The organism is Jeotgalibaca dankookensis (genome assembly GCF_002005405.1).
GTDB lineage: Bacteria > Bacillota > Bacilli > Lactobacillales > Aerococcaceae > Jeotgalibaca > Jeotgalibaca dankookensis.
This window is the reverse complement of the sequence record NZ_CP019728.1, coordinates 1395495-1420326: the sequence shown is the minus strand read 5'-3', so window position 1 is coordinate 1420326 and position 24832 is coordinate 1395495. Positions and strand designations below refer to the sequence as shown.

Here is a 24832-nt window from a genome sequence, read left to right as displayed (position 1 = left end):
TAGGCCGGTTTTTTTGTCTTAGTCGTTAAAAAATAATAAGGAGCGATCATATGAAAGCCTTACAAGCATTTCTCGATTCAGAAGGTAACGTTAACTTAGAGTTGAAAGAATTAGAAATACAAGAGCTGTCACAAGGAAATGTAGTCATTAAGGTCCACTATTCTAGTGTTAATTATAAAGATGCATTAGCAGCAACAAACGCAAAAAGCGGTGTAATCAGAGAATATCCAATCGTTTTGGGCATTGACTTGAGTGGAGAAGTGGTTGAATCTGACGACCCGAAAATAAAAGTAGGAGATTTCGTTATTGTAACGAGCTATGGCCTGGGTGTCTCGCATGACGGGGGCTACAGTGAATATGCGCGTGTTCCGGCCGAATGGGTGGTGCCCCTTCCAGACGGGTTAACCTTAAAAGAAGCGATGATTCTGGGTACAGCAGGATTTACCGCAGGCCAATCCGTTGATGCTCTTGAGAAAAATGGTGGCAACCCCGCAGATTTGCCTGTATTGGTACGTGGTGCGACGGGTGGTTTAGGGAGTATGGCGGTCAAAATGCTCAGTCAAAAGGGCTATACGGTTATTGCAGAGTCTCGTAAAAAGGAAACGAGTTCTACTTTTTTACAGAATTTAGGAGCAAGTAACATTCAAACACCAGAGGAAAACCAGCTTGAAAAAGCACGGCCGCTTTCTTCTCAGAAATGGCAAGCAATTATTGATCCCGTTGGTGGCGATAAACTTGCTGATTATCTAGCTCAAGTAAAAGAAAACGGTACAATTGCTCTAAGTGGCAACGCAGGTGGAATTAAATTTAGTGCGACTGTTTTACCCTTTATTTTACGAGGTATCACATTAAAAGGAATAAATTCTGTGCAAGTTCCTCAAGAAGAACGTCAAAAACTCTGGCAGCGTTTAGCAACTGATTTGAAACCAAGTGACTTGACAAGTTTTGTTGATCAAGAATTACAGCTAGAAGAATTACCAGCAGCATTTCAAAAAATGATAGATGGAAAAATGACTGGTCGTTTCTTAGTAAAAGTTTTTGGAGAATAACCATTATTTATTTTATCCATAAAGAAAAGAGGTAGGAATTAATTAATCTGGATCCCAAGTCAAGGACAGTTTAAAAAAGAGAGAATCTAGGCTACTTGTTTCAAGAGCTGATCCCGGTAGGAAACCGGGGTCAGCTTTTTCAGTTTCCATTGGCCGCGCTCGTGGTTGTAGTAGTCCATATAGTTGATAATGACAGACTGTAACTCCTTCAGTGAATGACACTCCTCGTAAGGAATTTCGTCCTTTAGGTGGCCGAAGTAGCTCTCCTGTGGGGCGTTGTCCCAGCAGTTCCCACGGTGGGACATAGATTGGGTTAGGCCATTCTTCTGCACCAGTTTCTGGAAGATGGGGCTAGTGTAGTGCGACCCTTGGTCGGAATGGAGGAGGGCTTGCGCAGGGAGGTCCTCTCCATGTTTTGCCACTAGATCTTTCACCGTATCGAGAGCTATGTCCAAGGTGATTCGGTCGGCGACAGCGTAGGCTAAAACCTCCTTTGTGGCGCCATCCAAGATGGTAGAGAGGTAGCCTAGGAAGCCGTCTTTTCCCCGGAGATAGGTAATATCAGTCAGGAGCACCTTCTTCGGCGCTGACTGATCAAACTGCCGCTGGAGCCGGTTCGGAACGGTGCGATGTTCTTGTGTGGCTTTTGCGATTTTTCGGTACGGGTTCGCACGGCGGATAGGACACTGGAGTCCATACTTTCGCATGATCCGCTGGACTTTCTTGCGGTTCACTACAGTTTTCTTCGTGTTGAGGAAGTACATGACAATGGCACGGGAACCTTTCGCCACCCGTTTATAGGCCATTGCTTCCAGAACACGGTCGCGCCACCTCTGGTCCTCCTCTTCCTTCTCCTGCCTTTTGCATTGGTTCTCGGGGGAGAAATGCGCGTAGTAGCCGGAATTGGATACTTCCAGAATCAGACAAGCTCTCCTGACGGAGAGCGAGCCGGGGCGACTCGTCACCTGTTGGATGAGGGCGAACCGCTCCTGCTTGCTTAACTCATTTCCCCTCCTTTCTGCGAAGTCGATTTTTTTTAACAGCTCATTCTCCTGTCTGAGGAGGACATTCTCCTGCTTGGCCCGGCGGAGCTGCTCTTCGGTCGAAAGCTCCGTGAGGCGGGGGCGCCCCGATGCGCCCTTGCGCTGATCTCGTACGCCCGTGATCCCGCTCTCCTGATAGGCCTTCTTCCAGCGGTTGGCAGCGGTGTGGATTCGCCGCTCGCCTAGGACCTCCACTGGGAGACTCGCCTCCATGAAAATCTGTCGGGCAGTCTTTCCCTTTTTCCACTCCGCAAGGAAGTGGACCTTGAACTCGTCCGAGTAGGTGATGGCTTTGGGGGAGACGTTCTGAACATAGGGGTTGTGGGATAGGTCTGTAACCTGCTCGTCCGTGAATGTTCGTTTTGACATGGGTTCCTCCTCTTAAAAATGTATTTTTTGTAAGGCTCTCTTGGGGGAGCGGTCGCGGTTCCCGTTCCTTTCCTCCAGTTTATCAGGAAAGGGAGACTAATTCTCGTACAAGACATAAAAAGACCCTATAAAGGGTCTCTTTTTTAAAGAGTCTACTTTATAGGGTCCAGTTTATAATTTCCTACCTCTTTTTTAATTAAATTGTAAATAAATATCAAGACCATAAGGGCTAGATTGCGTAAGGACTTCATTATTTTTTTGGATACGATAGTTGCCACCATTCACATAAACATAAGCCGTTAAAATATCCTTACCAAAATAAGGCTGTATTTCTGACACTATTTCGTTCGGTAACTTCCCTAAATTAATACCCTCAATAATAACGGAAAAATCCGAATCAATGGCGATATTCATGGTCGAAACATCCTCAAATTCATAGAGGGGTTTTGTACCTGGTTGAAGCTGGTCTTGTCCTTTGAAAGGTTTGACAAAAGGATCCTCAGCTATAATAGCGAGTGCCACTTCCTGGATTAAGACTTGGTCATTGGTTATTTGCCGACCAGTTAATTGTTTTTTTAACTTGGTTTCTTTGCTTAGTGTTTGATTTAAATCAGCCATAGGCGAAGAAGGAGTTGGTTTGTCTTTATTGTTTTTTAAAAAATCAAATAAACCCAATTTTTTTACCTCACTTTCTTAAGAAAGTATATCATAAAGAGTTATTGTTTTTCGGCCCAAGTTGTTTCAAGTGTCTGGGTAAAAACTTCTTCAGGTTGAGCACCGGAAACAGCATACTTACGGTCAAAAACAAAGAAAGGAACCCCTTGTACGCCAATTTGTCTGGCTTCCTGAACGTCTGCTCGAACTTCTTCAGCATAACGATCGGATTCTAGAATTGCACGTGCTTCCTCTTTGTCAATACCAATTTCACCAGCTAGTTCAACTAAAGTGTCAAAGTCGCTAATTAGTAATGAATCAGTAAAGTAAGCTTTTTTCAAACGTTCATCGTAATCATAGCCTTTACCGATGGATTTTGCATATTGGAACAAGCGGTGAGCATCAAAGGTGTTGGCATATTGTGCAGTAGCATTATTAAAAGTTAAACCTGCTGACTCTGCCATTTGGGTAATCTGTTGATTCATTTGCTCTACTTGGGCCATAGGAAGACCCTTACTTTCGGCTAATGTTTCCGCCATGGTTTTCCCAGGAACGTGTTTAGCTGTGGGATCTAATTCATAAGATTTAAATTCAATTTCTACTTCGTCAGCATGCTCAAATTTTTCAAGGGCATTTTCTAAATGTTTATTACCAATATAACAAAACGGGCATACGAAATCTGACCATATTTCAATTTTCAAATGACTTCCTCCTTCATTATTTGTATAATCAATATAGCAAAGAGAATGTTCGAACTCAAATTTTTGGATTTATATCTAAAGGGGTGTCTCATGAATCAATTTGATGAAATTGCAGCAGATTACGATGAAAGTATTTATCCTTTAAATGAAAGAGATTTTGTCCTGCCCACAGTAGAGAAATTAGCTGAACTAGCGCCGGGTAAAAAAATATTAGAGTTAGCAGTAGGAACAGGGCGAATTGCCAATCCTTTGGCTCAACGTGGTTTCGATATGACTGGTTTAGATATTTCGGAGCAAATGCTGAAGCAGCTAAAGCAAAAAAAGGGCGGCGAACAAGTCGAAATCGTTCTTGGAGATATGCAAACAGCGGATTTAAATGAAGAATTTGATCTTATTTATCTTATTTTTAATAGTATTACATACATAAAGACACTGGAAGGACAATTGGCCACCATTCAAAATGCAGCGAAGCATTTAAAACCAGGCGGCCTTTTTGTTCTAGAATCGTTTGTACCACGTGTCCATGAAATTGTTGGAGATGAAATTGCCCCGTTTTCTTTGGAAGATGATTTCATTGGTTTTGATCAATATGAACGGATTAGCCAGCAAATTACATCTTATCAATTTGACCTTTCTGGTGAGTACGTCGCTTCACATAAAACAGTCCATCGCTATATTTGGCCCTCTGAGTTACAATTAATGGGTAAACTAGCGGGTCTTGAAATCATTCATCAATGGGGGAACTGGCAAGGTAAACCTTTGAAACAAGAAGATGATGATATGATTATGGTATTTAAGAAAAACACATAAAAGAAAACGTTAAATCCTTTAGAACAGATTCTCGAACGAGAAAATTCTACAGGTTTTTTTTAAACAAAAAATGGAGTAAAGGAAGATGTTTATGCACATAGTCATTGTAGGAGGTTCTTTTGCTGGTGTGACCGCAGCTATAAGGACGCGTCAAAATTTTAAAGATGCGCAAATAACCTTATTAGAAAAACAGGCTCAAATTGGTTTTATCCCCGGCGCCTTGCATGCTATTTTAAATAAACAAATCAAGCGTCTAGAAGAAGCCTATTTTATTTCCAAAGAAGAATTACAGGAATACGGTATAACCGTTATTTTAAATGCGGAGGTTCAAAGTTTAGACTCGAACCAACAACAAGTTACTTATCAGAAAACGAACCAGTCAAAGAAAATAAACTATGACAAGCTCATTATAGCGACTGGATCTGTACAAAGTTCCTACCGCATTAAAGGGATTCAGTCCCATAAGATTATCACCTATAAGTCTGTAGAAGAAACGAAAACAGCCTTGGCGCTCGTTGCTCAGAACCATCGTTTTACTATTCTAGGTGGTGGACAAGTAGGGGTTGAAATGGCTGACAGTCTAATTAGAAACAAAAAAAAGGTGCAACTAGTCGAGAGTATGAATGGAATTTTGGTGAAATATTTTGACCAAGAAATGTTACAGCCCTTGATTAAAGAAATGAAGAGTCGAGGTGTACACTTTTACTTTAATGAAACGGTTAGAGAGATTGAAGAAATAGATGAAAGGTTGCTATTTAAAACGCAAAACTCAGAAATCACCAGTGACTGCGCAGTTTTTGCTTTAAGTGTCAAACCACAAATCGCTTACTTAGATGATCAGATTCGCCTACACGAAGATGGGGCTATTTATGTTGATCGCTACTTGAAAACATCTGTAGAAAATATTTTTGCAATTGGAGACGCGATTCAAACACCTTCTAGTTTATCCGATGAAAGCTTCTATATTTCTTTAGCTAATAATGCAGTTCGAACCGGAATTGTCGTCGCAGATAATCTTTTAAAACCGCAAACTAAGTTCATTGGAACAGCCCGAACTATTGGGACTAAAGTATTTGGTTATTATATTGCAAGCACAGGCATGACGGAAACAGAGAGTATTTTCTTTGATGAAAAAGTTGCCAGTATACACATGACACAACCAGCCTCTTTGTTTAATAAACAAGCGACTATTTCAGGAAAGCTTATTTACAGTGTTGAAACTGGGCAAGTACGGGGAGCACAATTAATATCGCAAACCAACATTTTAGAGAAAATCAATACCTTATCGCTGGGGATTCAGATGGGAATTACCATTACTGAACTCGCACAGAAAGATTATTTTTTTCATTCCGCATGGAGTCCGATTTACGATGTCACCAATCACTTAGGCTTAATGAAGGGATAGGTGGGATGGAATGCGAATTGAACACTTTCTAGAGAAAAAAGAAGCAAACCATGTTTCAATTTTGAAAAAAATAATTCACGAAGGTGGAAAAATCTCTTATGAAGAACTAAGGCATTATTTAAATATTTCTAAAGCCTCTCTAGAGAACTATCTCGATGAAATTCGCATTAATTTTAGTGACTATCAAGGGAAATGCCAACTTCAACTGAATGGAAGCGAGATTACTTTACAGGTAGACAATTTATTTTCAATTGAAACCATTTACAGTGATTACGTAAGGAAATCGTTAAAATTTCAAATCATTGATTATATTTATAAGCATCAAGAATTTACCGTCGTAAAGATTGTCCGGGACTTAGCAATCAGTGAGTCGACTTTATTTAGAAAAATTAAGGAAGTTAATGCCTTTTTAAAAGAGTTTAATATTAAAATTAAGAATGGTCATCTTTACGGCGAAGAATTACAGATTCGTTATTTCTACTTTCAAGTTTACGCCTATATCATGACTGAAGCAGAGCTTCAAGAAGCTTTACTAGCCAATCGTAGCCATAGTCTAATTGCTGCCTTTGAAAAAGAGCTCGAAATTAAAATTAGTGGATTTAGTCGTAAACGAGTGGGTTTATGGGTTTTAATTAGTAAAAAAAGAGCTAAAAGCGTAAAGAAAATATACCGAACTATGTTGCAAAAAATGAAGCCTTACCGCGATGATTATCTTTATAACCAAGTAAGGCAACTTGTTTTACTCTACTCTAGTCGATATTCGATTGAGCTTGAAGATGAAGAGACGATGTTGCATTATATTTTCTTGACAACCCAATCGATTTTGTCTGAGCAAGATTTTAATAATTACGAGTTAATTAGAAGTCGCAGAACACCGACCGCTATGATGGACACGCTATCACGAGAGACGATTCTCTCTTATTATCGACCGATTAAACCAACCATTGCATTAGAAAGAAAGATAACGTTCTACTTATCTCAAATCAATGGCATCCTCTATTTTTTTGATGGTGCACTTGAAATACGCGCAGCCAACAGTGAGCTATCAAAAGTTAATGGGATCTGGGAGAATAATTTGGATCAATTAGGTCTACAACTTTTAGAAACAGCACTCGCAACGATTCAAAAAACACGTATACCTGAAAGTTCCTTGCAAGCTTTAACCTTGATGAATTACAACACGATTTTGGCAATTGTTGATTTAAGTATTTCCAAGGAAGTAGCTTTGGGGATAGACTTGGATTTAGATGATATGCAAAGAGAATATCTAACCCAAACACTTATTTTAAAATTGAAAAATACGATAGGCCTTACCGTTGAGAGCTATCAAGAAAATAGCAATTATGATCTTGTCGTGACCACAAATAAAGCAACTTATTATTCACCTGGAACAGAAGTTTATCTTATTTCCGAGAGGTTCTCTAAATTTGACCTATTTCAAATAAAGTCAATTATTGATGGGCTAAAGGGTCAAATTTAAAAATAATCCATACTATTTTGATAGAATGGATTTTTTATAAACCGCTAAATGAAAGGGTTTCCATTAAAAACTTTCATAATCAATCTAAAAAATAAAAAAACTTGGGAGTATTTACAAGAGAAAACAGTTTATTATACATACATAGCAAGAATACGCTTTCAAAAAACAGGAGGGTTTTAACATGACAGATTCAAAATATATTATGTCCATTGACCAAGGTACAACAAGTTCACGCGCAATTATTTATGATAAAAATGGTAGAAACGTAGCGAATTCTCAAAAGGAATTCACACAGTATTTTCCAGATGATGGTTGGGTAGAACATAATGCTAACGAAATCTGGAACTCTGTTCAATCGGTTATTGCAGGTGCCTTTATTGAATCTGGTATCCGACCAAGTGAAATAGCAGGGATTGGGATTACCAACCAACGTGAAACAACAGTTGTCTGGGATAAAGAAACCGGCTTACCTATTTATAACGCAATTGTCTGGCAATCACGTCAGTCAGCCGGGTTAGCAGATAAGTTGAAGGCAGATGGGTATGCCGATTTTATCCATGAAAAAACCGGTTTAATTATTGACGCTTATTTCTCCGCAACAAAGGTACGCTGGATATTGGACCACGTAGAAGGTGCACAAGAGCGAGCAGAAAAAGGGGAACTTCTTTTTGGAACCATTGATACGTGGTTAGTTTGGAAATTAACAGACGGTGGTTCACATGTTACCGATTATTCGAATGCTAGTCGAACCATGATGTTTAATATTCATAATTTAGAATGGGATCAAGAAATTCTTGATTTACTAAATATACCTAAAATAATGTTACCAAAAGCATGCTCTAATTCTGAAGTGTATGGCCATACCCGTAGTTTCCATTTCTATGGAGCAGAAGTTCCTATTTCCGGAATGGCTGGTGACCAACAAGCTGCTTTATTTGGTCAAATGGCATTCGAACCTGGAATGGTCAAAAGTACCTACGGGACGGGTTCCTTTATCGTTATGAATACAGGTGAAACACCGACCTTATCAAAAAATAATTTATTAACAACCATTGGTTATGGAATTAATGGAAAAGTTTATTATGCGATTGAAGGGAGTGTCTTTGTAACAGGATCTGCTATTCAATGGCTACGAGACGGCTTGCAAATTATCCAAAATGCTGGCGATACACAAAAAATTGCGATGGAATCTACGACTGAAGATGACTTATACATCGTTCCTGCCTTTACAGGATTAGGCGCTCCTTATTGGGATTCTAGTGCACGTGGAGCGGTATTTGGAATTACACGTGGGACTACACGAGCTGACTTTGTTAAAGCAACCTTGCAGTCAATCGCTTATCAAGTAAAAGACGTTATTGACACCATGAAAGAAGATACGGGGATTGATATTCCATTACTAAAAGTAGATGGTGGTGCGGCTCACAATGATTATTTACTTCAATTCCAAACAGATATTTTAAACTCTTCTGTCCAAAGACCACGTGATCTAGAAACAACCGCTTTAGGTGCTGCCTTTTTAGCAGGATTAGCAGTTGGATTCTGGAAAGATTTGGATGAATTAAAAGAATTTTACGAAGCAGGCGATTCTTTTGAACCATCTATGACTCCTGAAAAACGCGAAGAATTATACTACGGATGGAAACAGGCAGTCGCTGCGACACAAGCGTTTAAACCAATGCCATAATGTTATTTTTTAAGGAGGAAATATTACATGAGTTTTTCAATTGAAACACGCAAAAAAAATATTGAGGCAGTAAAGACAAAACAATTAGATTTATTGATTATCGGAGGTGGAATTACAGGTGCTGGTGTTGCGATTCAAGCTAGCGCCGCCGGTATGGATACCGCTTTAATCGAAATGCAAGACTTTTCAGAAGGAACATCCTCACGTTCGACTAAACTCGTGCATGGTGGAATTCGTTATTTGAAAAATTTTGACGTAGAAGTGGTTTCAGATACAGTAACGGAACGCGCGGTTGTACAAGGGATTGCGCCGCATATTCCTAAACCAGCACCGATGCTCCTACCCATCTACGATGAGGACAATTCAACATTTAATATGTTTTCTGTTAAAGTAGCTATGGATTTATACGACCAATTGGCCAAAGTAACAGGTAGTAATTACGCAAACTATACCCTGACAGCGGAAGAAGTATTAAAAAGAGAACCCTACTTGAAGAAAGACGGTTTATTAGGTGGGGGCGTTTATTTAGACTTCAAAAACAATGATGCTCGTTTAGTCATAGAAAACATTAAACAAGCCGCCGCTGATGGTGGAATGATGTTGAGTCGTGTCAAAGCAATTGGCTTTATTTATGACCAAGCAGGAAAAATTATCGGTGTAAAAGCTAAAGATTTGATGACAAATGAAACGTTTGATATCAAAGCAAATTTGGTTATCAATACAAGTGGTCCATGGGCTGACAAAGTTCGCCAACTGGATGAGTCGCGACAAGTGGTTCCACAACTAAGACCAACCAAAGGAATTCATTTAGTGATTGATAAAAGCCGATTGAGCGTTCCACAGCCTACTTATTTAGATACAGGCAAAGCAGATGGGCGGATGTTCTTCGTTGTTCCCAGAGAAAACAAAACATACTTTGGTACGACTGATACGGATTACAAAGGCGACTATCTCAATCCAATAATCGAGCAAGAGGACGTGGATTACCTGCTTGATTGCATAAACTACCGTTACCCAGAAGCAAACATTACGTTAGAAGATGTTGAGTCCAGCTGGGTAGGCTTGCGGCCTTTAATTTCAACCAATAGTGGTTCCGATTATAACGGAGGCGATAATGGAAGAATTACCGATGCAAGTTTTGAGCGTGTTGTGAATGTGGTTACTATGTACAATCAAAAAATTGTTGATCGTAACGCCGTAGAAGAAGCTCTTGGTCGTTTAGAAAGTGTTTTGTCTGAGGGAGAGGATAACCCTTCAGCAATTTCTCGTGGGAGCGATTTAGTCCGAGAAGAGGATGGCTTAATCACTTTATCAGGTGGAAAAATCACTGATTACCGAAAAATGGCTGAAGGCGCCATGAAATTAATCCAAGAATTACTCGAGACTGAATTTAAAAAAGAGTTTACACTGGTTGATTCCAAAACTTACCAAGTTTCAGGTGGAAAAATGGACCCGCAAAAGGTTGAGGAAACACTTGCAGAATTAGTTCAAATAGGCGTTGATAAAGGTTTAGACCAAGCAGATGCTGAGTATTTAGCAGATTTATATGGAACAAATGTAACCCAAATTTTTGAAAAAGTGGATACATTTACTGCATTCCCTGGACTATCTCTAAGAGAGAGTTTGAGTTTAGACTATGCTATGGATCAAGAAATGACACTTACACCAGCTGACTTTTTACTTCGTCGAACAAATCATCTGCTATTCATGCGCAATAGTTTGGATCAAATCAAAGAGCCAGTTATTGAAGCGATGGCAAATCTATTCGACTGGAGTGAAGAAGAAAAAAATCATTACAGTATGGAATTAAATAAAGCGATTGATGAATCCGATTTGGTCGCACTAAAAGGGGAGACAGTTTAATGAGTGGAGATATATTGCAGATATTTAGTGAGTTTTTAGGAACTTTGATTTTAGTTCTTTTAGGAGACGGTGTCGTTGCGGCCGTTAGTTTGAAAAAGAGTAAGGCTGAAGCTTCTGGCTGGATTGTTATTGCACTTGGATGGGGGGCAGCTGTAACAATAGCTGTTTATATCTCAAGCTTTATGGGACCAGCTCATTTAAATCCAGCAGTTACTGTGGCTATGGCCATAGCAGGTAACTTAAGCTGGGGATTAGTTCTACCTTTTATAGTAGCACAAGTCGTTGGTGGGATTGTTGGAGCAACATTGGTATGGTTATCTTATATGGATCACTTCAAAATTACTGATGATAAAGCAACCATCTTGGGTATCTTCTCAACCGGCCCAGCCATAAAAAATCCGGTATCTAATATTATCACAGAAGCAATTGGAACTATTGTCTTAATTCTAGGACTCTTCGCTTTTGCCCAATATACAGTCGCTGACGGTATGAGTCCGGTTCTTGTGGGTATTCTAATTGTTTCAATCGGTCTTTCTCTCGGTGGGGCAACCGGTTATGCAATTAACCCTGCACGTGACTTAGGTCCTCGTATTGCGCATCAATTATTACCAATCGCTAACAAAGGAACTTCAGACTGGGGATACGCTTGGGTACCAATCGTTGGACCGATTCTAGGAGCGGTTATTGCAGCAGGACTATTCGCACTTATCGTATAAAATTTAAAAGGTTAGAAACTTTATTCGCTAAAGTTTCTAACCTTTTTTATATAAACAGTCCAAATAAGATGGGCATAAAGATGGCCGGTGAATAATTGATGACCTTTAAATCGGTTATTTTTAACAGGTTAAATGCTAGACCAAGAATTAATAAGGAACCAACACTGGTCAAATTTTGGATAACACTTTCTGTCAAAAGGGGAGTCAAAGAAGAAGCAAAAAGAGCCATACCTCCTTCATAAACAACAACTAAAATACTCGCTAACGGAACCCCCAGACCCAAAGTAGAAGCAAGCACAATGGAGATAATACCATCTATAATTGCCTTGGCAAATAAAATATCGTGATTACCTGTTATACCACTTTGTAAAGCACCTACAATTGCCATAGATCCAATACAAACAATGAGACTGGTTGAAATAAAACCTTGAGCGATAGAAGGACTATCCCCTTTTTCATTTTGGATAAAGCGTGTTTCCAATTTATTACCAAATTGATTTACTTTTAAATCAAGATCCAGCCCTTCGCCAATTAAAGTCCCTAATACCATGGATAAGATAATAATCAGCATATTATCGCCACTTAACAGACCTTCCATTCCAACATAAAGGGCACAAAGAGCGAGTGCGTTCATCAGTGCATTTGTGATTTTTTCTGATAAACCACGTTTAAAAATAAGACCAAAACTTCCTCCAAGAATAATTGCTAAACCATTTGTTAGGGCGCCTAATAATATCATCCATTTACCTCACAATTTCTTACAGTTTTTCCTTTAATGCGTCAGCGATGGTTTGTAATTCTTCTAAATCTTTGCTGGTAGGATCTTCAACGGATAGAAGAAGAGTGTCTGCTACCAATTCGTCTGATGAATTGGTAGCAAGGATATAGACCTCACCGTAAAAATCATCTAAGTCCTTTACATGCTCCACGATGATATCCAATGTCGAGTTAGTATGATCTAATTTAAATTGATTTACTTTATTTAAAATTTCTTCTAGGTTCATAATCTTGCCCTCACTTTTATTTTGATAGCTCATTCTACCAATCAATAGCAGTATTAACAACATAATTTGTACTTTCGTCGTCGAATGCCTTACAATAAGAAAGAAGAGGAAGGAATGACGATATGGCAAAATATTTGATTGTGAATGCTGATAATTTGGGTATTTGTCAAGAAACAAACGCTGCTATTGAACGGCTGGCTCAAGCAGGTCGCATCACGTCCAGTTCCTTGACTGTAGTAGGAGAAGGTTTTATTGATGCTGTCAAACGACTTGAACAATTAAAACATATTGGTGTCGGTTTGCATGTAGAACTTCCCATTGATTATGATAAAAGAAATTTACTGAGTGAGAAACCTCAAAATATGTATGAAAAATCAGAAAGCATTCGGGCTATGAAAGAAATTGCTGCCCAATTTGAAAAAGGTAAAAACCACGGAATAGCTTTTGACCATCTAAATAGCAATTGTGATTCGCTAGAAGAAGAAAGACGGGTTGATTGTTTACCTGTTTGTCTCCATTTTTGTGCAACGAATGGATTACCGTTTCGTTATGCAATTCGTCATCAAGAAGAACTTTTTGAGAATTTTTTGAAGACTGACAACAAACCAGCTCAAAAGGCTCAATACCAAGTAGCGAGATTCGCACAGCAAAAAGATGTAGACATGCCAGAACAGATACTATCTTATCATGCCCCTATTCAAGAATTGACCACTTATCAGGGGTTAAAAGAATATTATCTCCATTTATTAAAGAATCTTCCCGATGGGGTATCTGAACTATACGTACAACCAGCTAGCGAAAAGAGTAAGTTTTTCGAGGATACAATCGAATGGAAAAAACGTATTTGGGACTACCAGTTTTTAATGGATACTGATTTTCTAAAAGTCATTCAAGAAGAGAATATTGAACTGGTCACGTGGCGTGAGGCTTTTAAAAAATAAATCGGAGAGGCGTGAGGCAATGAATAAATGGCTTTACTATTTTAATGAACTTACTCAATCTATTTCCAAAGGCTTAACCGGTTATTTAAAAGCAATGGCCAAGTTAGCGCTTCTCGGTCTGGTTATTTTGAGTATTGGATTGTGGTATTTCAATATTGATTGGTGGTTTCTCAAAGCACTAACCATTGCCATCATTGATCTCGTTCCTATTGTAGGAAGTGGCTTGATTATGGTTCCTTGGGCTTTAGGGCATCTGTTTTTAGGCAATACGACTTTAGCGATTCAATTGGGACTCTTGTATGTTGTTCTTGTAATTGTGCGCCAAATCGCTGAACCCATTATAACAGGCCGAGAAATTGGGGTACGCGCTGTTTATACCTTGCTATCAACAGTTGTGTGCGGGATTATATTTGGGCCATTAGGGGCAGTCTTCGGTGCAGTCGTAGCCATAATTCTAAAATCTGTCTTTGAAGTGATAACTATTAAAGACCGCGTTGATTCCTAAATAAAGCCTTATTTGCCAAATAGATAGGCATTCAGTATAATAAAAAAAGTTGGTTCTTATAAAGGACTGGATGCTATCGATAGGAAGAGGTTATTAGGATGAAAAAAAGAATTGACTTAACAGGAAGACAATTCAACGATTTAACTGTTTTGAGTAAAGCGGGAATAAAAGAAAGAGGACGCTTTTGGAATGTTAAATGTGTCTGTGGTAAAGAATTTATGATCGAACAATCTCTTTTAAAGAATGGCGTTATTAAAGATTGCGGGCATGAATCATTAACCCAAACTGTTAAGAAGAAAAAATCTAAAAAAGCTTCAAATGGTACAGGTTATGTAGGTGTGACTAAGAACGAATTGAAAAGTGGCACACGCTACAAAGCAAATATTAGTGTAAAAGGTAAAAATAAACATTTAGGAACCTTTTTAACGCTTGAAGAAGCAATTGCTGCCCGTCAAGAAGCAGAAGAAAAATACAGATAAAGAAAAATGCGTAAGGATTTATATCCACTACGCATTTTTTTGATGCAAACATCATAAGAAAAAATTTAATGTGCCCTTATGATGAAAAAATCAGCTTTTTCATCATAAGCAAGAGTTATTCTCTTTCTTATGATGAAATTTCGGAAAAATTCATCATAAGAACTACTTCAAACAAACTTTATGATGAAAAACTCTATATAAACAAGCTAGCTGCTTCGATTGCTTCACCTAAAACCAACAGCCAATCTTCACGGCCTTTTGGAGCAGTCAATTGTACGCCTAAAGGGAGACCCGATGCTGTTAAATGAACGGGTAGGCTTAAAGATGGCGCGCCTGTTAAGTTCGCTTGCATCCCAAACGGTGTGATGGGTAAGCTCTCATCAAACATATCCCAAACAATTTGGGCTTGTTCACTGGCTGAATAATCTTGAATAGTAGCCATTTTAGCCTGTAACTCCTGAGATTGCCATTCTTGACCAACAAGAGGTGCCACATCAGCAGTGGTAGGTGTTAATAATAAATCATAATCATCATGAAAGTGAGCCATGGTTTCAGCAGTAGCATCCCATGCTTTTAAAGTACGCGAATAATCAGCAGCCGAAATGTTTTTACCAGCTTGATAGAGGACCCAAGTCACTAACTCCATATCGTCAATGGTAAGCCCGCGACCTAATTGATTTTCAATCCCCTCTAGCATCGCAGTTGTTTCCCCGCAATTCATTGTGTAATAACTCTTCATTAAAGAAATCCCGTCATAATTTGGATCTTTTTCACTGACATCGTGACCATTTTTTTCAAGCCAAGCCACTATCTTTAAAACGGCTTTTTTAACTTCATCACTCACTGGCGAATCAATGGGCGATTTTAAAGAGTAAGCAATTCGAAATTGTCGCTTACTATTTTCCATAAAGTTATTCGGTAAAAGCGGTGTCTGGAAAGCAGCAGCTAACTGCACGGTTTGCATAGATTGTAGCAACGTACTTGTGTCACGAATTGATTTGGTTAACGCAAAATCAATAGAGGCACCTTGCCAATTTCGTCCGCTCCCCGGTCCAACCGGCATACGCCCGCGAGTTGGTTTCAAACCCACGAGACCGGTAAAAGAAGCAGGAATACGAATAGACCCGCCCCCATCACTGGCCCCAGCAATTGGCACCATACCAGTTGCAACAGCAGCAGCGGCACCTCCACTTGATCCTCCTGGAGAGTAGGCGGTATTCCAAGGATTACGACTAGGACCATAAAGTTCAGGCTCAGTAATATTTTTAAAGCCAAATTCAGGAATATTGGTTTGGCCAATTACAATAAAACCAGCATCTTGCAAGGCTTGAGTATAATGACTGGTCTGATGACTACGAACATTTTTTAATAAAACCGATCCAGAAGTAGCAGGCTCACCTTTTAGCGTTTGGCCCATATCTTTTAATAAAATAGGGACACCCCCAAAAGGCTTGCCAGTGAAATCTCGTGACTCTGCTTCTTTCAAAGCTGCTTCAAATCGGGGATGAATCACGGCATTCATTTGTTTATTATGAGTTTCAATCTTCATAATTGCTTGTAGAACGAGCTCCTTGGCAGATAAACGTTTTTCGCGAACAGCAGTGGCATAGTAAAGCGCATCTTCACTACGATTTATCTCAATCATCTCGACAACTCCCATCTAAATATATCTTGAATTATAACATAAATAAGTATTGGCATTCTGTGTATTGAGTGTATAATACACTGGTAAGATATAAATAGAGACTTTGGAGGAATACAGATGAAGAAAAAATGGTTTTGGATTGGCGGCGTCTTACTCGCTATTATTATAGCGGTCGTTGTCGTGGGATTTATTGGCAATAGAAATGAACCGATTGATGACTCACTCGTGATGGAAGATCCATTTGGAATTGAATATTTTACCGTTCCACCTATGGAACAAGTCTATGTAAATGGTATTGTAAAACCGGAACAATCTCAAGATTTTAATCAAGAAACTACACTGGGAACTAAAAGTGATTTGCAAGTAGAAAACGGTCAAGTTGTTGAAAAAGATACACTTTTATACAGCTATACCAATGAAGAACTCTTAAGAGAAATTTCAAAAATGACCAGCGAAGCAGCACGTTTAGAAACACAACGCGCAAATACTGCTTATAAACAACAACTAGCCATTGACCGTTGGTACGCTGCATCCGATGAAGAACGTGAAAATCAAACGCTAGATGAAATTTATATGGAATTTAACATACCTGATATTGATTCCCAAATCCAAGAAGCATATACGATGATTGCTGATTTAGAAGCAGAAGCGTATACAGAAGTATTAGCACCTTTTAAAGGAAAAGTAGTTATCCCAGAAGAAATAACAGCAAACGCACCACTTATGAAATTAATTTCAGAAAACTTCTATGTTTCAGGCACGTTAAATGAAAAAGACCTTGAAAAAGTAAAAGTAGATCAAGCGGCCGATATTACCGTGGTTTCTAATAATTTTACGACTCGTGGAAAAGTATCGTTTGTTGACACGACGCCCGCTGATAGTGAAACAGATGCCTTTGGTGGTGCTTCAACCATGTCTTCTTATCCAGTAAAACTAGATTTTGACTCCTTAGAAGGGATTGTAAATGGTTACCATGTTCAAGCAACTATTCAGTTAGAAGAAAATCAAGTGTGGATTCCAGCAGCAGCTATTCATACAGAGGGAGAAAAATCTTATGTGCTTGTTAATGATTTTGGAACCGTGGCAAAGCGTGTCATTCAATTAGGTAAAGAAAAAGACCAAGAAGTTGAAATTACAAGTGGATTAGAAGCTGAAGATGAGATTATTGTCTCTTCAAAAGAAGCGTTGCAAGAAGGAGATATACTCGATCCAACTATGATGGAAGTACCATTGCCAGAGGAGGAGTAAGAATGGATACAAAGGAACACCGCCTTCTCGTTGAAATAACCGATGCCACAAAAGTTTTCTATTCAGGAAAATTAGCTACAAATGTACTTAAAAATGTTGATTTACGGATTTATGAAGGAGATTTTCTAATGATCCTGGGTAAATCTGGGAGCGGGAAAACAACTTTAATGAATATTATTGGATTTTTGGATCGCTTGACAACGGGTACCTATTCTTTTTTAGGAGAGGATATCTCACATCTTTCTGAAAATAAAAAATCAGAAATTCGAAATCAGAACGTCGGCTTTATCTTTCAACAGTTTCATCTCATTCAATCATTAAATGTCAGTCAAAATGTGGAGCTTCCGCTCGTTTATGGGGGCGAATCAAATCGTAAAGAACGCCTAAAACTTTCAAAAAAATACCTAGAATTAGTAGGGATTCCAGAAAAAATGCAAGCTAAGACAACCGAACTTTCAGGTGGGCAACAACAACGTGTGGCGATTGCACGTGCTTTGATTAATGAACCCTTAATCATTATGGCAGATGAACCAACGGGTGCGCTTGACTCAGAAACAGGCGCTGGAGTAATGGAACTTCTTAAAGGGTTAAACCGCTCTGGTAAAACCATAGTGATGGTTACCCATGATGAAGACCTGTTAGCTTATGCCACACGTGTTATTCGGATGCAGGATGGTAGCTTTATTGAAGAGGAGAGGATGAACGGATGATTCGAAATATTTTTATGAGTACCCTATTAAGTTTACGTGCCCATAAGTTGCGTGTCTTCTTAACCATGGTGGGAATCATCATTGGGATTGCCTCTGTCGTAACGATTGCTGCGTTAGGAGAAGGGGTGCGCCAAGAGAGTTTGGGCTTAGCCGATACTACGCAAGCAAATGTGGTGACGATTAAGCATGGAGCTGATACAGCAGATGACTCGGGCATGATGTATGTGGAAGATGATTTTACCTTTTCAAAATCAGATATGCGTCGGATTTCACGTCTGGAAGGAGTAGCATCTGTTTTGCCAGGCTATGAGACGTGGGGAATGGTCTCTGAAGATAGCATTGATGCAAATCTTGATTATTTTGGCGCCCAAGCTAGTAGCAGTTTAACACCTTTTAAAAAAGAAACACGAATTGCTTACGGCCGGAATATTACTTCTCAAGATGCTGGTCGTGATGTGATTGTGTTATCCCATGAAGTATTGGATTATGGCATTATTGTCGATGATCCTACACAATTACTAGGCCAAGCATTGAGTATTAATGGGTTTATGTTTGAAATTATCGGAATCAAAGAAGCTTTTGATTATGAAACGATGCTCCCTAATAGTGATTATACCTGGGAAGAATCCTATACTAGTGTCGTTCCACATGCGGCTTTTAATCAACTAACCGGGACACGAGACATTAAATCTTTAAAAATTAAAACATCTGATGCGGCTGAACGTGATGTGGTAACAATGGCAGTTCTGGATGATTTGATGATGGCCTATCCAGATGATGATGGTTACTTTGAAGAAGATCGTACCAATGAACAGATGCTTGAGGAAATCAACACCTATATCAATAGCATTGTAATGTTCTTAGTGGCAATTACAGCAATTTCTTTGTTTGTTGGTGGTATTGGTGTCATGAATATTATGTATGTGTCAGTTACGGAGCGGAAACGCGAAATTGGTATCCGGCGCGCCATTGGGGCTAAACCACGCATGATATTGTGGCAGTTTTTATTAGAAGCCGCTTTTATTACCTTTATTGGGGGATTAATTGGACTTTTACTTGGTTACGGTATTGCGACTTTAATTGGTCACTTTATCAACATGCCAGTCTATTTAACCCCAGGTATTATGACAATTGCAACTTCCGTTTCCATACTAACCGGATTAATCTTTGGAATAATCCCTGCTTTGAGTGCTTCAAGAATGGATCCTATTAAAGCAATTTATCAATAATTCAACCTGTGACTACCGGACAATTTCGGTAGTCATTTTTTTATTTAAATGGTTGACAAACAAAAGCGTACACGATATAATTGTTTCGAAATGAAGATATATGAATTAAATAAAAAATAATCAAAGGGGTTTTAGAACGTGAAAATTGGTATTATTTCAGGAAGTGTGCGGGAACAAAATAACGCAACAGCAGTATCAGAATGGGTTCATAATTTTGCAACACAACGTAATGACGAAGGTGTTGATTACGAATTGGTGCATCTATCCGATTACGAACTTCCTTTATTAGGAGCAAGAATTCCAGAGAAAGTGAAAGAGAAAACCATGTCTACAATAAAAAACTGGTCTGAAAAAATGGCTAGTTTTGATGGCTATGTTTTCATTACACCAGAGTATAATCATGCAATTGGTGGTGCTTTGAAAAACGCACTTGACTACCTAAAACCAGAAGTAGCTAATAAAGCTGCTGCAATGGTCGGTTACGGCGGTTTAGGTGGAACACGTGCACATGCTAACATGCGTTTGATTTTAGGTGGGCTCGGTGTTGCAACGGTTCCGAGATCAACGAACTTTTCTTTAATGACTGACTTCGAAAATATGTCAATTTTCAAACCAAACGCTTATAATGAAGTGAATGCAAATGGCATGTTAGATGATCTCGTTTTATGGTCACAAGCGTTTCAAACAATTCGTTAAAAGGATAATGAGAGATCACCTCTTCAGTATTTATTTTAAGTCCATTTGTTTTTAAAAATTAAAGGAGTGATTTTGGTGACGATTCAAGAACAAGTGAGTAAAGATTTTATTCAAGCGCGTAAAGACAAGGATAAATTGAAGACAGATGTTTTGCGAATAATCAAATCATATTTTGATGCATTTAAAATCGATAATGGACGCGAAATGGATGATAAAGAACAAGTGAATTATCTCCTGAAAGAGCAAAAACAAACGGAAGAAGCCATTACGTTTGCAAAAGAAGCAAATCGTGCTGATCTAGTAGAAGAAAATCAGGCGAAACGAGAAATCATTGGGGCTTACTTACCTCAAATGATGACCGAAGCAGAAGTAACCGAGTTTTTAACTAAAAAAGGCGTTCCCGATATGGTTATGAAAGATGCGATGAAACTTGCTATGAGTGAATTGAACGGTAAAGCAGAAAAACGCATGGTTTCTCAAGTAGTTAAGAAGCTTCTAGCTAAATAATTTAAAAAGGTCTCTCTTAGTCATCAAATGATTAAGAGAGACCTTTTTTGATGGAAAAAATAAACCATATCGGTTATGGTTGAAGAAGATTAAAATCTAAAAGAATGGATAAATAGGTGATAGAAGATGACATTTATTCACGCACAAGAAACGGATATGCCAGAAATTATGCAAATTATTAACGATGCAAAAAGAAGATTACAAAAAAGTGGCATTGATCAATGGCAAGATGGCTATCCGAATGAAGAATCATTAGGACAGGATATTTCTCGTGGTGATTATTATTTATATGTTCGCGAAGAGAAGCTCATGGCCGTTCTAGCATTGGTTTTTGATGGCGATCCGAACTATAAGGTGATTACAAACGGTGAATGGTTGACGGAGGATAAGCCTTATAGTGCGCTTCACCGTGTTGCTGTTGCTGAACAAGAATTAGGTAAAGGGGTTATGGGACAAGTATTTAAAATAGCGGAGACAGAGACACTAAAAAGAGGCTATGCCAGTTTAAGAGTTGATACACACCCTGATAATAAACGAATGCAGCGGGCGATAGAAAAAGCGGGCTACACCTATTGTGGCCATATTTATTTAGAAAATGGCGATTTACGTTATGCATACGAAAAAGTACTCCATTAAACAGATTTGATTTTTAAACAAAGTCGCTTTTAGTGACAGCTTCTTAAAGTGAAATCATTTATGCTATAATGGAGAAATGATATCTTGTAAGGAGGGATAGCGATTGGAATGGAGAAAAGTACCAGTATTGACTCTGTCAGAAGAAAATTTACCCAACGATATATTTAACAAAGGGGTAGCCCTTTATGGAACAAATAAAGTAAACCAACAAACCGTAGAAGAAAAACCGAGCCGTGTCAAAATTACTTTTTCAGTTGCCAGCAATCCATTAGTAATGACGGAAGTAAATGTGGATGCGATTCGCGAAAATCTTTCTGGAACGTGTACATGCTCTTACTTTAAAAACAATGAAGGTCCCTGTGAGCACCTAATCGCTTCCATGCTTAAATACAATGATTTAGCTGATCAACACAATGCGCAAGAATCTGAAAACAAGGCTGAAATAGAAGTAGAACCAGAAACGGATAACTACCTAGCAGCTACTTATATTATGAATAATATGACGGATTTTTTAGATGCGGATACAGGTTACCGCGGACGAAAAAAGGTAAAATTTGAATATCAATTTGCCATTCAATCATTGGATGAAGACGAAGAAAGTTCTATCCGAGTCAGAGTGGGCACAAATAAGCTTTACCAAATTAAAAATGTAGAACAAGCTGCTGAGCTGTTTTTACGTGAAACTCCGCAATGGTTTGGTAAAGATTTCGAATATGACCCAGCGGAACATTACATTGGTTCTAAAGACCGTAATATGCTTTACACCTTGTTAGAACTCAAAAATTACCACTTCCAATCAAAATCCTATTACAATTACAGCGCAGGAAATAAAACTGAAATTACCGTACCACCGGTTATGATTAAAGAAACTTTGAAAAAGGTATTGGATACAGAAAATCATAGCGTTAAGATCCATCATCAAGATAAAGCCTTTGAAGAAATAATTGATCCGATTATTTTTGAAGAGGGAGAAACCTTACTGCCTTTATCTTTTGAGATTTCTGAAGTAGCTGGTCGTGAAGATCTCTATGAATTTCGCCAAGAAGAAAAAGAAGCTATGCCTTTTCATTTGTTTCCAATCCAAAAAGTTATGGTTCAAGAGAATACTTTATACTTTTTATTAGATGAAGAGTTGCGCATTATTAATATTTTAATTAATGCTACACATGGTAATAAAAAAGATCGGGTCGTTATTCCTAAAAATATGATGCGCGACTTTATGACCAGTTCGGTTCCAACAATCCGGAAACGATTTTCTTTAACAGTCTCTCCTAAAGTAAAAAAAGAATTTCAAAAAGAAAAACTCAAGGCGAAGCTGTATTTAGATTGGCAAGAAGAGCGTCTCTGGGTAGATTTACAATTCTTTTACGGTGAGGAGTCTTATAGACCACTCGTATTCAATGAAACGGACGGTTTGCCTGAAACAGTCTTAGTAGATTTAGAAGCAGAAGGAGCCATTTTGAATGTCTTTTATGACTTTGAATTTCCTTTTGATATTGTAGAGGATAAGTTAAGCCTTTATGATCCCGATGAAATATACCGTTTCATTTATGATGCCTTGCCTGAGTTTGGTGAGATGATGGAAATTTATACCACTGAGAATATGAACCATCTTCTCTATACTGCTCAAGCTTCCCCACAATTAGTTATTGATATGAATGAAAAAAGTAATCTACTACAGGTCACCTTTGACATTGAAGGTATTGATGAAGCCGAATTAAAGAAAATTATGAAGGATTTAGCCGCTAATAAAAAATACCGTCGTTTATCTAATGGCAAACTCATCAACTTAAAAGATCAAGCATTCCAACAGTATCAAGAAACTTTACAGCAATTAGATATTAACCCTACTAAGGCTAGTCGCGAGATGGAAATGCCTTTACACCGTATTTTTGCTTTAGATGATGCCACCTTGCAACGTGCTAATTTGAAAAATCCGGTTAAGGAGTTTTTAAAACGATTAGACTCATTAGAAACGATTAATTATCCGCGGCCAAGTGCTCTAGTCGCCAACTTACGCCCTTATCAAGAAGAAGGCTTTCAGTGGTTGAAGATGCTGGATGCCTATGGGTTTGGCGGTGTTTTAGCAGATGATATGGGTCTTGGAAAAACGGTCCAAGCGCTCACTTACATTGCTTCATCGATTGAGGAAAATGATCAGCCCATCTTAGTTGTTTGCCCGTCCAGTGTTTTGTATAACTGGCAAAAAGAGGCCCGTCAATTTTTACCTAATCTTGAAACAGCTTTAATTACCGGTCCCAAAGAAGAGCGGGATCTTAAAATCGCGCAAGCAAAAGCGGATGGAATTAAGCTATGGATCACTTCTTATCCTGTTTTATTACGTGATATTGATTTGTATGGTGAAATAATTTTCCGGAGTATTATTTTAGACGAAGCACAAATTGTTAAAAATAATATTGCTAAAACGACTAAAGCAGTCCGTCAATTAAAAGCTCATACAAAGTTTGCTTTGAGTGGGACACCTTTAGAAAATCAATTAGGAGAGCTCTTCTCTATTTTTTCTATTGTTGTTCCCGGTTTATTCCCATCTCAAAAAGCCTTTAAAAATATGGACATTGCACAAATAAATCGGAAAATAAAACCATTTGTTTTGCGTCGACTCAAAAAGGATGTTTTAACTGAACTACCAGATAAGGTAGAATCTGTTGAATATATTGACTTGGCTGACCAACAAAAAGCTATGTACCTGTCTCAATTGCGCCTCGTTCGGAGCGAAACCAATGAGCTATTAGAAGCAGGGACAGTTAACGAAAACCGAATTAAAATCCTAGCAGGATTGACGCGTTTGCGCCAAATTTGTTGTGATCCCCGCTTAGTTAATCCCGATTATCAGGGGGAGTCGGCCAAACTAGAACGGTTGATGGAGTACTTGGATAATGCACGCGAAAATGGGAAGCGTGTGGTCCTATTTTCGCAATTTACACAAATGCTTCAAATTATTCGAAACCGTCTAGCTGAACAAGAGCGTGATTATTTTTATTTGGATGGTCAAACTCCAAACCTAGAACGCTTAGCTTTAACGACACGCTTTAATGAGGGTGAAAAAGATTTATTTTTAATTTCCCTACGAGCAGGCGGTACTGGTTTGAACTTGACTGGTGGCGATACGGTTATTCTCTATGATAGTTGGTGGAATCCCGCAGTTGAAAGCCAAGCAACGGACCGTGTTCACCGTTATGGACAAACCAAAAAAGTCCAAGTCATTCGAATGATTTGTACCGGTACTATTGAAGAGCGGATTAATGAATTACAAGATAAAAAACGCGAATTGATTGACCAAGTGATAACGGAAGGAAAACAATCCTTTACAAGCTTATCCAAAGAGGAAATTATCGGTATTTTAGGCGATGAATAAAAAGAGATTGGGAACATTCTAAGTTCTCAATCTTTTTTTTAATAAAATCATCATAACTTGTTAAAATTAGGGCTCTAGC

At 38.6% G+C, this 24832-nt stretch carries 23 protein-coding genes; 17 read left to right on the top strand and 6 right to left on the bottom strand.

The window, feature by feature from the left end:
- The first annotated feature begins 50 nt into the window (after positions 1-50).
- Complete coding sequence (locus BW727_RS06950) at positions 51-1049, top strand: acrylyl-CoA reductase family protein (protein WP_062470302.1); 999 nt, start codon at positions 51-53, stop codon at positions 1047-1049.
- 86 nt (positions 1050-1135) lie between these two features.
- Here the strand turns inward: BW727_RS06950 and BW727_RS06945 are convergent, their stop codons facing one another.
- The 3 genes from BW727_RS06945 to BW727_RS06935 all read right to left on the bottom strand — a co-directional run bounded on the left by BW727_RS06945 (position 1136) and on the right by BW727_RS06935 (position 3816).
- Positions 1136-2461 carry an IS3 family transposase gene (locus BW727_RS06945; protein WP_077795806.1) on the bottom strand — a complete coding sequence of 442 codons (1326 nt, stop codon included), beginning with the start codon at positions 2459-2461 and terminating at the stop codon, positions 1136-1138.
- 192 nt (positions 2462-2653) lie between these two features.
- Complete coding sequence (locus tag BW727_RS06940; protein ID WP_062468499.1) at positions 2654-3136, bottom strand: hypothetical protein; 483 nt, start codon at positions 3134-3136, stop codon at positions 2654-2656.
- A gap of 41 nt (positions 3137-3177) precedes the next feature.
- Positions 3178-3816, bottom strand: coding sequence for a DsbA family oxidoreductase (locus BW727_RS06935; protein ID WP_062468501.1), 639 nt, complete (start codon positions 3814-3816; stop codon positions 3178-3180).
- Positions 3817-3906: 90 nt separating this feature from the next.
- Here BW727_RS06935 and BW727_RS06930 point away from each other — a divergent pair, with 90 nt between their 5' ends.
- From BW727_RS06930 to BW727_RS06905, 6 genes are all read left to right on the top strand, one after another.
- Positions 3907-4626 (top strand): class I SAM-dependent methyltransferase, encoded by a 720-nt coding sequence (locus tag BW727_RS06930; protein ID WP_062468503.1) that lies wholly within the window; start codon positions 3907-3909, stop codon positions 4624-4626.
- Positions 4627-4717: 91 nt separating this feature from the next.
- Positions 4718-6031, top strand: coding sequence for an FAD-dependent oxidoreductase (locus tag BW727_RS06925; RefSeq protein WP_062468505.1), 1314 nt, complete (start codon positions 4718-4720; stop codon positions 6029-6031).
- Between the two features lie 10 nt (positions 6032-6041).
- Positions 6042-7511, top strand: a complete 1470-nt coding sequence (locus BW727_RS06920; protein ID WP_062468507.1) for a helix-turn-helix domain-containing protein — start codon at positions 6042-6044, stop codon at positions 7509-7511.
- A 181-nt stretch (positions 7512-7692) separates the two neighbouring features.
- Positions 7693-9198, top strand: coding sequence for a glycerol kinase GlpK (gene glpK, locus BW727_RS06915; protein ID WP_062468509.1), 1506 nt, complete (start codon positions 7693-7695; stop codon positions 9196-9198).
- Positions 9199-9225: 27 nt separating this feature from the next.
- Positions 9226-11061, top strand: a complete 1836-nt coding sequence (gene glpO, locus BW727_RS06910; RefSeq protein WP_062468511.1) for a type 1 glycerol-3-phosphate oxidase — start codon at positions 9226-9228, stop codon at positions 11059-11061.
- Positions 11061-11777, top strand: a complete 717-nt coding sequence (locus BW727_RS06905; RefSeq protein ID WP_062468513.1) for an MIP/aquaporin family protein — start codon at positions 11061-11063, stop codon at positions 11775-11777. The genes glpO and BW727_RS06905 overlap by 1 nt, the downstream gene beginning before the upstream one ends.
- Before the next feature lie 46 nt (positions 11778-11823).
- On the opposite strand, the gene BW727_RS06900 is transcribed toward BW727_RS06905, so the two are convergent.
- Together BW727_RS06900 and BW727_RS06895 are read right to left on the bottom strand one after the other, a co-directional pair.
- On the bottom strand, positions 11824-12516 hold the full coding sequence (locus BW727_RS06900) for a DUF554 domain-containing protein (protein WP_062468515.1): 693 nt from the start codon (positions 12514-12516) through the stop codon (positions 11824-11826).
- 19 nt (positions 12517-12535) lie between these two features.
- Positions 12536-12844 (bottom strand): hypothetical protein, encoded by a 309-nt coding sequence (locus BW727_RS06895; protein WP_149025741.1) that lies wholly within the window; start codon positions 12842-12844, stop codon positions 12536-12538.
- A gap of 59 nt (positions 12845-12903) precedes the next feature.
- On the opposite strand from BW727_RS06895, the gene BW727_RS06890 reads away from it, so the two are divergent.
- The 3 genes from BW727_RS06890 to BW727_RS06880 all read left to right on the top strand — a co-directional run bounded on the left by BW727_RS06890 (position 12904) and on the right by BW727_RS06880 (position 14706).
- Positions 12904-13722, top strand: coding sequence for a ChbG/HpnK family deacetylase (locus tag BW727_RS06890; RefSeq protein ID WP_062468519.1), 819 nt, complete (start codon positions 12904-12906; stop codon positions 13720-13722).
- A gap of 19 nt (positions 13723-13741) precedes the next feature.
- Positions 13742-14227, top strand: a complete 486-nt coding sequence (locus tag BW727_RS06885) for an AI-2E family transporter (RefSeq protein WP_062468521.1) — start codon at positions 13742-13744, stop codon at positions 14225-14227.
- A 98-nt stretch (positions 14228-14325) separates the two neighbouring features.
- A complete protein-coding gene (locus BW727_RS06880; RefSeq protein WP_062468523.1) occupies positions 14326-14706 on the top strand; it encodes an AP2 domain-containing protein in 381 nt (126 codons plus the stop codon).
- 193 nt (positions 14707-14899) lie between these two features.
- Here BW727_RS06880 and BW727_RS06875 read toward each other — a convergent pair whose 3' ends face one another.
- Positions 14900-16351 (bottom strand): amidase, encoded by a 1452-nt coding sequence (locus BW727_RS06875; protein WP_149025740.1) that lies wholly within the window; start codon positions 16349-16351, stop codon positions 14900-14902.
- Between the two features lie 117 nt (positions 16352-16468).
- On the opposite strand from BW727_RS06875, the gene BW727_RS06870 reads away from it, so the two are divergent.
- From BW727_RS06870 to BW727_RS06840, 7 genes are all read left to right on the top strand, one after another.
- Positions 16469-17599: an efflux RND transporter periplasmic adaptor subunit gene (locus tag BW727_RS06870; protein ID WP_062468527.1), complete on the top strand. Its 1131-nt coding sequence runs from the start codon at positions 16469-16471 to the stop codon at positions 17597-17599.
- 2 nt (positions 17600-17601) lie between these two features.
- On the top strand, positions 17602-18309 hold the full coding sequence (locus tag BW727_RS06865) for an ABC transporter ATP-binding protein (RefSeq protein ID WP_062468529.1): 708 nt from the start codon (positions 17602-17604) through the stop codon (positions 18307-18309).
- A complete protein-coding gene (locus BW727_RS06860; RefSeq protein ID WP_062468531.1) occupies positions 18306-19538 on the top strand; it encodes an ABC transporter permease in 1233 nt (410 codons plus the stop codon). The genes BW727_RS06865 and BW727_RS06860 overlap by 4 nt, the downstream gene beginning before the upstream one ends.
- 138 nt (positions 19539-19676) lie before the next feature.
- The gene (locus BW727_RS06855; RefSeq protein WP_062468533.1) at positions 19677-20234 is read left to right on the top strand and encodes an NADPH-dependent FMN reductase; all 558 of its coding nucleotides are present in this window, start codon (positions 19677-19679) and stop codon (positions 20232-20234) included.
- A 75-nt stretch (positions 20235-20309) separates the two neighbouring features.
- Positions 20310-20741, top strand: a complete 432-nt coding sequence (locus BW727_RS06850; protein ID WP_062468535.1) for a GatB/YqeY domain-containing protein — start codon at positions 20310-20312, stop codon at positions 20739-20741.
- 126 nt (positions 20742-20867) lie between these two features.
- A complete protein-coding gene (locus tag BW727_RS06845) occupies positions 20868-21377 on the top strand; it encodes a GNAT family N-acetyltransferase (RefSeq protein ID WP_062468537.1) in 510 nt (169 codons plus the stop codon).
- Between the two features lie 103 nt (positions 21378-21480).
- Positions 21481-24753, top strand: a complete 3273-nt coding sequence (locus BW727_RS06840) for a DEAD/DEAH box helicase (protein ID WP_062468540.1) — start codon at positions 21481-21483, stop codon at positions 24751-24753.
- Positions 24754-24832: the final 79 nt, after the last annotated feature.